12 protein-coding genes and 1 pseudogene are annotated in these 10,513 nt (G+C 58.4%); 8 read left to right on the top strand and 5 right to left on the bottom strand.

Going from position 1 to position 10,513, the window contains the following annotated elements:
* Positions 1 to 66: 66 nt before the first annotated feature.
* Together E4M07_RS24985 and E4M07_RS24980 are read right to left on the bottom strand one after the other, a co-directional pair.
* The gene (locus tag E4M07_RS24985; RefSeq protein ID WP_136661142.1) at positions 67 to 297 is read right to left on the bottom strand and encodes a hypothetical protein; all 231 of its coding nucleotides are present in this window, start codon (positions 295 to 297) and stop codon (positions 67 to 69) included.
* 49 nt (positions 298 to 346) lie between these two features.
* Positions 347 to 604, bottom strand: coding sequence for a zinc ribbon domain-containing protein (locus E4M07_RS24980; protein ID WP_281404998.1), 258 nt, complete (start codon positions 602 to 604; stop codon positions 347 to 349).
* Between the two features lie 105 nt (positions 605 to 709).
* Between E4M07_RS24980 and E4M07_RS24975 the strand changes: the two genes are divergently transcribed.
* On the top strand, positions 710 to 1,087 hold the full coding sequence (locus E4M07_RS24975; protein WP_206057396.1) for a MerR family transcriptional regulator: 378 nt from the start codon (positions 710 to 712) through the stop codon (positions 1,085 to 1,087).
* Positions 1,088 to 1,091: 4 nt separating this feature from the next.
* On the opposite strand, the gene E4M07_RS24970 is transcribed toward E4M07_RS24975, so the two are convergent.
* The 3 genes from E4M07_RS24970 to E4M07_RS24960 form a co-directional block, all read right to left on the bottom strand.
* Complete coding sequence (locus E4M07_RS24970; protein WP_246660597.1) at positions 1,092 to 2,216, bottom strand: GNAT family N-acetyltransferase; 1,125 nt, start codon at positions 2,214 to 2,216, stop codon at positions 1,092 to 1,094.
* A gap of 112 nt (positions 2,217 to 2,328) precedes the next feature.
* On the bottom strand, positions 2,329 to 3,051 hold the full coding sequence (locus E4M07_RS24965) for a glycerophosphodiester phosphodiesterase family protein (protein WP_136661139.1): 723 nt from the start codon (positions 3,049 to 3,051) through the stop codon (positions 2,329 to 2,331).
* A gap of 6 nt (positions 3,052 to 3,057) precedes the next feature.
* Complete coding sequence (locus E4M07_RS24960) at positions 3,058 to 3,531, bottom strand: RidA family protein (RefSeq protein ID WP_136661138.1); 474 nt, start codon at positions 3,529 to 3,531, stop codon at positions 3,058 to 3,060.
* A 205-nt stretch (positions 3,532 to 3,736) separates the two neighbouring features.
* On the opposite strand from E4M07_RS24960, the gene E4M07_RS24955 reads away from it, so the two are divergent.
* The 7 genes and pseudogenes from E4M07_RS24955 to frr all read left to right on the top strand — a co-directional run bounded on the left by E4M07_RS24955 (position 3,737) and on the right by frr (position 10,499).
* Positions 3,737 to 4,480: a cell envelope integrity EipB family protein gene (locus E4M07_RS24955; protein WP_246660595.1), complete on the top strand. Its 744-nt coding sequence runs from the start codon at positions 3,737 to 3,739 to the stop codon at positions 4,478 to 4,480.
* A gap of 172 nt (positions 4,481 to 4,652) precedes the next feature.
* Positions 4,653 to 5,120 (top strand): NUDIX hydrolase, encoded by a 468-nt coding sequence (locus E4M07_RS24950; RefSeq protein WP_246660594.1) that lies wholly within the window; start codon positions 4,653 to 4,655, stop codon positions 5,118 to 5,120.
* A 130-nt stretch (positions 5,121 to 5,250) separates the two neighbouring features.
* The gene (locus E4M07_RS24945) at positions 5,251 to 6,753 is read left to right on the top strand and encodes an inorganic phosphate transporter (protein WP_246660593.1); all 1,503 of its coding nucleotides are present in this window, start codon (positions 5,251 to 5,253) and stop codon (positions 6,751 to 6,753) included.
* A gap of 227 nt (positions 6,754 to 6,980) precedes the next feature.
* A pseudogene (rpsB, locus tag E4M07_RS24935) lies at positions 6,981 to 7,742 on the top strand (30S ribosomal protein S2); the annotation flags it as partial.
* A 321-nt stretch (positions 7,743 to 8,063) separates the two neighbouring features.
* A complete protein-coding gene (tsf, locus tag E4M07_RS24930) occupies positions 8,064 to 8,987 on the top strand; it encodes a translation elongation factor Ts (RefSeq protein ID WP_136661134.1) in 924 nt (307 codons plus the stop codon).
* A 93-nt stretch (positions 8,988 to 9,080) separates the two neighbouring features.
* The gene (gene pyrH, locus E4M07_RS24925) at positions 9,081 to 9,803 is read left to right on the top strand and encodes a UMP kinase (protein ID WP_136661133.1); all 723 of its coding nucleotides are present in this window, start codon (positions 9,081 to 9,083) and stop codon (positions 9,801 to 9,803) included.
* Positions 9,804 to 9,938: 135 nt separating this feature from the next.
* Positions 9,939 to 10,499: a ribosome recycling factor gene (frr, locus tag E4M07_RS24920; RefSeq protein WP_136661132.1), complete on the top strand. Its 561-nt coding sequence runs from the start codon at positions 9,939 to 9,941 to the stop codon at positions 10,497 to 10,499.
* Positions 10,500 to 10,513: the final 14 nt, after the last annotated feature.

Here is a 10,513-nt window from a genome sequence, read left to right as displayed (position 1 = left end):
CTCCACAGACATGGCGCAGGATCGGGCGACAGCAACCAGGTTGACGACATGGCGCAGGCCGCCTAATCATGAAACCGCAACGCTGCCCGTTCCTTTTTCAACAGAGAACGGGACATCCCCGTCGCTCCTGAGCGCACCGCGGCCGTTGGCCTTCCTGTAACTGTTGACGCTGCGCAGCGCCCTTGCGGTAACGATGTTTCCGGTCGCGGCCCGCGCCGGAGCGGACAGGAGTCCGCTGACCAATGTGATGACGGCGGTTCCGCCGCTGCCGATCAGGAAGGCACGTCTTCGGATCATGTCGATTGAAACCCCAGCCAATTCGGACTGAGTATTAATATAATGCCGCTCACGGATTCTGCCAGCGGCCGAGTTTGGGAATGCCGCGCGTGAATATCCATGCCATGAACCGGGGCATGCCGCGTTTGGCAAGCTGCTCGAGACAGAATACCTGCATGTCTGCAGCGGTGAAATCCGGTTGGAGGAATTTCCCATCCTTGAAGCAATACGAGCAATATTGCGAGCTGATCGAACCGTCGGCATTGGTACCGCCGCCCATTTCGTCCTTGCTCAACGGCATTCCGCAGCTCTGACATCGATTGCCCATCCGAAAGCTCCTCCTTGTGCCGTAAACCGGCGGCGAAGTGCGATTGCACTTCCAACCCGAAGCATTTGATGATAACAATGGACCATTGTCAATGGTTTGGTGTTAATGACGATGCGCATAGGCGAAGTCGCCCGCAGGTCCGGTTTGAGCCGGGACACGATCCGGTTTTACGAACGGAACGGCTTGATCGCCTCTTCGGACGGTCCGGACAAAACCAATGCTTACCGGCACTATGACGAAGACGTTTTCGAGCGGTTGCGCATGGTCGAGGAAGCGCAGAAGGCCGGATTCACACTTGCAGAGCTCGTGTTCTTCCTGCGCCAACTCGATAATCCGTTGACCGATGATTTTGATGCAGAGCAGTTCCTCAACCAGAAAATCCTGGAAGTGGAATCGAATATCGAGCGCGCGACGCGGTTCCTGAAGACGCTTCGCGCAACCCGGGATGCGCTGGCCGGCAAGTCAACCGACCCGGCCGGCTGAGCTCTCAACCTTTGCGAAAGGGCCCGTGCTGGCGAAGCAGTCGCCCGATGCGTTCCACGTCATCGCGTTCGTGTTCGAGGTAGTCGGCGACGGCGTTCCTCAATCCCGCATGGGTTATGTGATGGGCGGAGTGCGTTGTCACCGGCATATAGCCGCGCGACAGTTTGTGTTCGCCCTGTGCGCCGGCCTCGACGGTGCGCAAACCACGGGATATGGCGAAATCGATGGCCTGGTGGTAGCAGACTTCGAAATGCAGGAAGGGATGATCCTCGACACAACCCCAGTGCCGGCCGTATAGCGTGTCCGATCCCACGAAATTGATCGCGCCGGCAACATAGTGCGTGCCGCGTCGCGCCATGATGAGAAGGATATCGTCGGCCATCGTTTCGGAGACACGCGAGAAGAATTCCCTGTTGAGATAGGGGCGCCCCCATTTCCGCGAGCCCGTGTCCATATAGAACGCATAAAAGCTGTCCCAGGCCGCCTCGGTCAGATCGGCGCCTGTCAGCCAGTCGATGGAAATGTCATTCTCGAGAGCGACCCGGCGTTCCCGTTTCAGTGCCTTGCGTTTCCTCGAAGCGAGTGTGCTGAGAAAGTCACCGTAACTGCCGTAGCCGTCATTGATAAAATGAAACTGCTGATCGTTTCGCATCAGGTAGCCCGCAGCGGAAAAATACTCTGTCTGTGCGTCGGGGATGAATGTCACGTGGGCTGATGAGAGGGATAGCCGCTCGGTCAGCGTCCTCAACCCCTGCGCCAGGGCAGAACGAACCGGCGCGCCCTGCGATTCGTTGGCGCACAAGAGCCGCGGCCCGGTCGCGGGCGTGAATGGAATCGAAGCCTGGAGCTTGGGATAGTAACTGCCGCCGGCCCGCTCGAAGGCGTCCGCCCAGCCGTGATCGAAGACATACTCACCCTGGCTGTGGCTTTTGATATAGCAGGGCAGGGCACCAAGCAGCTCACCGGCTGTTGATTCAAGAAGCAAGTGCTGCCCCAGCCACCCGGTGTGCGCCGTCGCGCATCCGGAGAGTTCCAGCGCAGCAAGAAAGTCATAATTGACAAAAGGGTTGTAGGGCTCTCCCTCCACGGCTCGCGTCGAGACCAGGCCGGACCATTTTGATTTCTCTATATCATTGAATGAATTGACGATTCTGATACGGAACGTATCGACATCATGACAATCGCTACGTTGAATATCGTCATTGTTCGGTTCAGCCATCCGCCTTATTTAAAGCCTCCGGTCAGGCTGACAAGGCCATTGGGTCAAAGCCCTCAAACGTAATTTGATCCGTGTGCTCGGCGGCGATTTTCTCGGACGCTTCATCCCTCACGGTCCAGGAGATCACTGTAAGGCCTTTAGCCCGTGCCAGTTCCAGAAAATCGCTCGGAACGTGGTCAACACAAAATGATACAAAGTCGATGGGAAGCTCGAGCGCAGCTATATTCTTCTCCCGGTCCGCATCGTTGAATTCGGCAGCCACCAGCCCGAGCGGCCAATCGGTGCCACTGTCGGCCAATGCCTGCATGAGATCGGTGTCGAAAGACATCAGGACGACATTGCCGGGATAGCCGTCGAGATCTTCCAGCACCGATTTTGCAAAGGCGCCGATATCTCTCGCATCGGGCGATTTCAATTCAACGACCAGCCCGACCGCACCATTGACCTGTTCGAGCAGGTCGCTGAGCGTCGGAATCGTGTCCGCGGTCCCGCCGACATTGAGGGCCGTCAGCTCCGCGGCCGTCATCTCGCGGACCACCCCCTCCACACCGCAAAGCCGCTGCGTGTCATAGTCGTGGAAAACCATCGCCACGTCGTCCGACGAAAGCTGCAGGTCGCACTCGATCGGAAACCCCGCTTCGACGGCCCGCGCAAAGGCGCTGCGGGTGTTCTCCCAGATATGGTTGTTCATGTCGTGATAACCGCGGTGGGCGATCGGCCTGTCGATGATCCAGCGGTGCGGCATGCCGTTCTACTCTCCGCCAATTGCGAAAATCGCGTCGATCTCCACGGACGCGTTGAACGGCAGAGATGCCATGCCGACCGCGGCCCTGGCATGCACGCCGCGCTCCCCGAGCACATCGACGAGAAGATCCGACGCGCCGTTAATGACGAGGTGCTGCTTGTCGAACTCCGGGGCGGAGGAGACGAAACCCTGGATTTTTGCCAACCGTCCGATTCCCTCAAGGTCGCCGCCCAGCGCCGCTCTTGCCTGGGCAAGGATGTTTATCGCGCAAAGTCGCGCAGCCTCCTGGCCTTTCGCGATGTCCGATTCGGATTCAAGGCGGCCCGTCACGGCGACCGCTCCGTTCTGCATCGGCAATTGTCCGGAAACGTAGAGCGTTGTGCCGACAATCGTAAAGGGGACATAATTGGCTGCCGGCGCAGCGGCATCGGGCAGTTCCAGGCCAAGCGCGGCAAGGCGTGAGGCGATCGTCTCTGACATATTTGAACTCCGTTAATGTCTTGACTAATACAATTCGTCCTGCGAGGCGTGGTGCGTCGAATTTTCCGACACCCCACCAATTTGTCGCAATGCCCGTTAACATGGTGCATATAGCAGCAGAAGGAAATGTCGATTGCGACGGTTACTAGGAACGATTGCGTCCATCAATATCGGTCTGGTTCTGGCCGGGTATGCGCATGCCGGTGTGGCTGAATCCCTCATTCCGCATCGGGCGGTTTACGATCTCGAATTGCAGGACGCTTCGGAGCGTTCCGGCATCGAATCCATGTACGGACGCATGGTCTACGAGTTTAACGGTTCGGCCTGCGCAGGATACACGGTCGGTTTCCGGTTCGTTACGCAGGCCGACACTGGCAACAGCGTGCGGTTGACCGACCAGCAAACAACGACATACGAGAATCTCGAGGACCGGACTTTCCGTTTCATCACCAAGTCGTTTGTGAACCAGAAACTAGACCTCGAGGTTCGCGGCAGCGCCAGGGCCGGCTCACAAGGCACTTCGGTGGACCTGACGATCCCGAGGCGGGCCAAGCTGGAACTCGACCCCGCGCAGTTTCCGACAGCGCAGATGATTTCGCTTATCGAGCGTGCGAAAAAGGGGGAGAGATTCTTCCAGTCGTATCTCTTCGACGGCTCCGATGAGGGCCGCAAGGTGATGCTGACGACGAGTGTCGTCGGGTCTCCGCGCGTTTCCGTCGTAGATGAAGAGGAGCGGGATGCGACCGGTGATTTTGCCGACATGCCGACCTGGCCGGTAACAATTGCGTATTTTGATGAAACAAAAAAAGACGAAGAAACACCGATTTATCGTATTTCTTTCAAGCTGTATGAGAATGGCATCACCAGAGACCTGATCATGGACTACGGCGAATTTGCGCTAAAGGGTACGCTTTCGTCTCTGGAGACATTTGACGGCGAGGGCTGTTGAATTTCCATTGTGTTAAGCACAATGTGATATACGAATCGGCTGCGGGCGGACGAAGAAAGTAACAACAGGCGTTCGTCACTGTAAGTTGATATCGAATTGCACCCAAATAATGTGCCGCAGCGCAGCTATTGCAATAAGATAGCCAGATGGTTCTGCGTAGGGATACAAAAGCATGTCAGCAATACTTGAACGATGGAACTCGGCAGCCGAATACTTCAGCTTGATGGTGAGCCGCCCCACGCCGCTGCAGTACGCGGCACTTTGTTACCGAAAAAGCGGCAATTGCGCTGAAGTTCTGCTGATCACCTCGAGGGGAAGCGGACGGTGGATTCTGCCCAAGGGGTGGGCCATGAAAAACACGTCCGACTTTGGAACCGCGGCATCTGAGGCATTTGAGGAAGCTGGCGTTGTCGGGCGGATAGGTCCGTCGGCATTGGGAACCTACCAATTTCGCAAATGGATGCGCGGCGGACTCCCTGTCCGATGTACAGTCCAGGTTTATCCGTTGGAAGTCGAGCGGCTGGAGGACGATTATCCTGAAAAAGATGAACGTCAACGCCAGTGGTTCAGTGTAGAAGAAGCGGCCGGAAAGGTTGATGAACCGGAGCTGCAATCCCTGATACGCGACTTTTGTCCATAGTTTTTTACCCCTGATTTCCGGCAAATGCTTGCTCCCTGTTTGTTGAGTGCATAAAGCAGGAGAGCCGGTGCAAGTCCTTTAAAGGACTGTCCACTCGGCAAACGGAAATGCCCGGGGGAGGGTTTAAGGCTTGCAGCCGACCCAACGAGACTACTCGAAGTTAACGCTCGACAAGGATCTCGCCAAAATCTCGCGTGTCGAACTGGCCACGCAGTTTTTGTCGCGCAAAATGCTCGGGCTCGGTATCGCCGTGGCCTTTCTTGTGCTGGCACTCATTTTCGCCAGCCTTTTTGTAAGCGGCCTTCCAGGATCCGTCATTATCATCGCGGCAGCGGTCGTTGGCGCCTACATGGCGCTCAATATCGGCGCGAATGATGTCGCCAACAATGTCGGGCCGGCCGTTGGTTCGAACGCCATGACCATGGGCGTGGCGCTGGTAATTGCCGCCGTATTCGAAAGCGGCGGCGCGCTCATTGCCGGTGGCGATGTCGTCAGCACGATCTCGAAAGGCATCATTGATCCGGACAATTTTGCCGAAAGTTCGAGTTTTGTCTGGGCGATGATGGCCGCGCTTATTTCCTCCGCTGTCTGGGTCAACCTCGCAACCTGGGTCGGCGCGCCGGTGTCGACCACCCACTCCGTCGTTGGAGGCGTGATGGGGGCTGGCATCGCGGCGGCCGGTTTCACTGTTGTGAATTGGCCAACCATGGCCAGCATTGCAGCAAGCTGGGTCATATCGCCGCTCATCGGCGGCGTGATTGCCGCAATCTTCCTTGCGCTTATCAAGACCCTGATCATTTATCAGGATGACAAGATTGCCGCGGCCCGTCGCTGGGTTCCTGTGCTGATCGCCATTATGGCAGGGTGTTTCGCCACTTATCTGGCGCTTAAGGGCATCAAAAAGATCGTGAAGATCGATATACAGTCGGCCCTGCTCATAGGTCTGGTTGTAGCACTGGCGGCCTGGGCGCTGGTGCGTCCGGTAATCGCGCGTCAGTCCGCTCATCTCGAAAACAGAAATCAGTCTCTGCGCAAGCTGTTTGCTATTCCGCTGGTTTGCTCGGCCGCCTTGCTTTCCTTCGCGCACGGCGCCAACGACGTTGCCAATGCAGTCGGCCCGCTTGCCGCAATTGTCCACACTGCGGGCGTCGGCGAGATAGCCGCCAAGGTGACTATACCGTGGTGGGTCATGGTCATCGGTGCCTTTGGCATTTCGTTCGGCCTGCTTCTTTTTGGCCCCAAGCTCATCCGCATGGTAGGCCAGCAGATCACCAAACTGAATCCGATGCGCGCCTATTGCGTGGCGCTGTCGGCGGCAATCACCGTGATTATTGCCTCATGGCTGGGTTTGCCCGTCAGTTCCACCCACATTGCCGTCGGCGCGGTTTTCGGTGTCGGCTTTTTCCGCGAATGGTACACCGGCAACTCAAAAAGGCGCCGCCGCTACGTCAACAAACGGAAAACACTGACCGGCGTGCGACCGCAGGAGATCAACCACTCCGAAATGCGCAGAAGAAAACTTGTGCGAAGGTCGCATTTCATGACCATCGTGGCCGCGTGGGTGGTAACGGTCCCGGCAGCGGCCCTGCTTTCCGCAGTTATTTTTTACCTCTTGTCGGCAATCCAGACGTGAGCTGAATTGACTGGCGGCACGCGCTGACCGCCTCCGATGCGGTGAGAGTATATGCCTGAATCCGCTTTTTCGCCCGTACCCCTTGATATCGGCGGCATTCCACTGTAGGGAACCGCCCATTCCACACGTGGAGCATGGGCTTGTCCGGGAGAAATCCGGGCCGGTCCGCCGGTGGCAGACGAACTGCTGACGCGCCACGGAGGTATAACCGGAAAAGGAGACAAGGCATGGCATTGCCTGATTTCAGCATGCGCCAGCTGCTTGAAGCTGGTGTTCACTTTGGTCACCAGACTCACCGCTGGAATCCGAAAATGAAGCAATTCATTTTCGGCGACCGCAACAACGTTCACATCATCGATCTCGGCCAGACGGTCCCGATGCTCTCGCAGGCGCTGCAGCTCGTCAGCGACACCGTGGCCGGTGGTGGCCGCGTGCTCTTCGTCGGCACCAAGCGTCAGGCGTCCGAACTCGTCGCCGACGCGGCAAAGCGCAGCGCCCAGTATTATGTCAATGCGCGCTGGCTCGGCGGGATGCTGACCAACTGGAAAACCATCTCGCATTCCATCCAGCGTCTGCGCAAGCTCGATGAGCTGCTGGCAGCAGAGGCACAGGGCTTCACGAAGAAGGAACGCCTGAACCTTGAGCGCGAGCGCGACAAGCTTGAGCGCGCACTGGGCGGTATCCGCGATATGGGCGGAACGCCGGACCTGATGTTCATCATCGACACGAACAAGGAAGCGATCGCCATCCAGGAGGCCAAGCGCCTCGGCATCCCGGTTGTCGCCATTGTCGATTCCAACTGCGACCCGGATCCCATCGACTATCCGGTTCCCGGCAACGACGACGCGGCGCGAGCCATCTCGCTTTATTGCGACCTGGTGGCAAAAGCCGCCCTCGACGGCATTGCGCGCCAGCAGGGTTCCGCCGGCGTGGATATCGGAGCTTCAGAGGAAGCACCGGTTGAACCGGCCCTTGAAGAGGTGACGGAAGAGACAGCGGAACCTGCGGCGGAAGAAGCCGCCGCCAAGGAACCGGCCGCTGAAACGCCGGCTGCCGAGGAGCCCGCCGCTGAAGAGGCTGCTGCTGAAGAGCCTGCGGCTGAAGAGGCTGTTGCTGAAGAGCCCGCAGCTGAAGAGGCTGCTGCCGAGGAACCGGCCGCCGAGAAGGCCGAAGCCGCGGCGGAGAAAACCCCGGCTTCCTAAGGCATTCGATCGATGGCATGTCACGCGCATGTCATGTGAATCTGTATTGGAACCATGAAAATACGGTGCACCGATTTTCGGTGCACCACACTCTTGCAAGAGGCGAAGATGAGCATTTCCGCATCTCAGGTGAAAGAACTGCGTGAAAAGTCCGGCGCAGGCATGATGGACTGCAAAAAGGCGCTGATCGAAAACAACGGCGACATGGAAGCCGCAATTGACTGGCTCCGCGCCAAGGGCATTGCCAAGGCCGACAAGAAGTCCGGGCGCACGGCGGCAGAAGGCCTCGTGGGCGTTGCCGCCGAGGGGAACCGGGCGGTCGTCGTCGAGATCAATTCGGAAACCGATTTCGTGGCGCGCAACGATGCCTTTCAGGATCTCGTGCGCGGCGTCGCGGCCGTGGCCCTGACGACGGACGGAACGGTCGACGCAGTTGCTTCCGCAACCTATCCGGCAACCGGAAAATCGGTTGCCGACAGCGTCACCGATGCCGTTGCAACGATCGGCGAGAACCTGAACCTGCGCCGCAGCGCGCTGCTGTCCGTGGACGAGGGTGTCGTTGCGAGCTACATCCACAATTCCGTTGCCGACGGTCTCGGCAAGCTTGGCGTTCTCGTGGCGCTCAAGTCGTCGGGTGATGCCGGCGCCCTCGCAGCGATCGGTAAGCAGATTGCCATGCACGTGGCTGCAACGAACCCGCTGGCCGTGACCTCCGCCGATGTCGACGCCGATGTCGCCGACCGCGAACGCGCGATCTTCATCGAGCAGGCGCGCGAGTCCGGCAAGCCCGACAACATCATCGAGAAGATGGTCGAAGGACGCATGCGCAAGTTCTTCGAGGAAGTCGCCTTGATGTCGCAGAGCTTCGTCATCAATCCCGATCTCACGGTCGAGGCAGCCGTCAAACAGGCGGAAGCCGATGCCGGGGCACCGATTGCCGTCGCCGGATTCGTCCGCTTCCAGCTCGGCGAAGGCGTCGAAAAGGAAGAGAGCGATTTCGCTGCGGAGGTCGCAGCCGCAGCCAATGCCTGATTGACCGACAATTACAGGTGAAAATGCCGGGGCATCGCGTGACAACGCGGTGCCCTTCGTGTATCCGGCTTTCAGTTCACTTACGGATCGATCATGTCTCAAAAGCCCATCTACCAGCGTGTTCTCCTCAAAGCCTCCGGCGAAGCCCTGATGGGCGAGCAGGGCTTCGGCATCGATGTCGCGGTTGCCGATCGCATCGCATCGGATATTGCAGAGGCGCATGCGATGGGTGTCGAAGTCGGTGTGGTCGTCGGCGGCGGCAACATCTTCCGGGGTGTCGCCGTTGCCTCGAAGGGCGGCGATCGCGTGACGGGCGACCACATGGGCATGCTCGCGACGGTCATCAACGCCCTGGCGCTGGCAACATCGCTGCGCAAGCTCGGCGTGGCGACCGAGGTCCTGTCCGCCATCGCCATGCCGGAGATTTGCCAGAGCTTTTCCCAGCGCGCGGCTTTGCATCATCTGGAAAAGGGGCGCGTTGTCATCTTTGCCGGCGGTACCGGCAATCCGTTCTTCACGACCGATTCCGCAGCGGCCCTGCGCGCCGCCGAAATGGGCGCCCAGGCGATATTCAAGGGAACCCAGGTGGACGGCATCTATTCGGACGATCCCAAATCCAACCCGCAGGCCCGGCGCTTTGACACACTCACCCATGACGAGGTGCTGGAAAAGGGCCTGGCGGTGATGGACGTTGCTGCCGTCGCTCTTGCCCGGGAGAACGCCATTCCGATCATTGTCTTTTCGATCCACGACAAGGGAGGATTTGCCGCGATCCTGAACGGTGCGGGACGCGCCACGGTCGTCAACGACCGTTAGGCTGCTTCGGCATATGTGCCCGCAATCGTCTGTTTTGTGCCATTCTGTACTTGTTCGCGCAGGACTGTTAGGCCTGTTGTGGTGTATTATCGGGTGGGCGCGGCCGACTCGTAGTGAAGTGGAGAATTTCAGACCATGAGTGATGGTGCAGATTTCGCCGACCTAAGGCGCCGCATGGAAGGTGCTATTTCGGCATTTAAAAGTGACATCGCAGCGTTACGCACCGGCAGAGCGTCGGCGAATGTACTTGATCCGGTATCGGTCGAAGCCTACGGCTCGCAAATGCCTCTGAACCAGGTTTCAAACATCTCTGTTCCCGAACCACGCATGATAACCGTATCGGTCTGGGACAAGTCGATGGTTGGCGCGGTCGAGAAGGCCATTCGCGAGTCGAATCTCGGTCTCAATCCCGTGACAGACGGCAGCACCTTGCGAATTCCGCTGCCGGAGCTGAACGAGGAGCGCCGCAAAGAACTGGTCAAAGTCGCGCACAATTATGCCGAGAACGGCCGCATTGCCATTCGGCACGTGCGAAAGGACGGCATGGACTCCCTCAAAAAGGCCGAAAAAGACGGCGACATTAGCCAGGACGAAAGTCACGCCCAGGCTGATGACGTACAGAAACTGACAGACGAAATGATTGCTGAGGTCGATCGGCTGCTCAGTGACAAAGAAGAAGAAATCATGCAGGTTTAGGGTGTCACGCGAGT

The organism is Nitratireductor sp. XY-223 (assembly GCF_004959855.1).
Taxonomy (GTDB): Bacteria; Pseudomonadota; Alphaproteobacteria; order Rhizobiales; family Rhizobiaceae; genus Hoeflea_A.
The sequence above is the reverse complement of the archived record's forward strand: the minus strand, read 5'-3'. Positions and strand labels throughout refer to the sequence as shown.

Coding starts and splice junctions, on each gene's coding strand:
- E4M07_RS24985 (WP_136661142.1), bottom strand. CDS start 297: ATGATCCGAAGACGTGCCTTCCTGATCGGCAGCGGCGGAACCGCCGTC.
- E4M07_RS24980 (WP_281404998.1), bottom strand. CDS start 604: ATGGGCAATCGATGTCAGAGCTGCGGAATGCCGTTGAGCAAGGACGAA.
- E4M07_RS24975 (WP_206057396.1), top strand. CDS start 710: ATGACGATGCGCATAGGCGAAGTCGCCCGCAGGTCCGGTTTGAGCCGG.
- E4M07_RS24965 (WP_136661139.1), bottom strand. CDS start 3,051: ATGCCGCACCGCTGGATCATCGACAGGCCGATCGCCCACCGCGGTTAT.
- E4M07_RS24960 (WP_136661138.1), bottom strand. CDS start 3,531: ATGTCAGAGACGATCGCCTCACGCCTTGCCGCGCTTGGCCTGGAACTG.
- E4M07_RS24950 (WP_246660594.1), top strand. CDS start 4,653: ATGTCAGCAATACTTGAACGATGGAACTCGGCAGCCGAATACTTCAGC.
- tsf (WP_136661134.1), top strand. CDS start 8,064: ATGAGCATTTCCGCATCTCAGGTGAAAGAACTGCGTGAAAAGTCCGGC.
- pyrH (WP_136661133.1), top strand. CDS start 9,081: ATGTCTCAAAAGCCCATCTACCAGCGTGTTCTCCTCAAAGCCTCCGGC.
- frr (WP_136661132.1), top strand. CDS start 9,939: ATGAGTGATGGTGCAGATTTCGCCGACCTAAGGCGCCGCATGGAAGGT.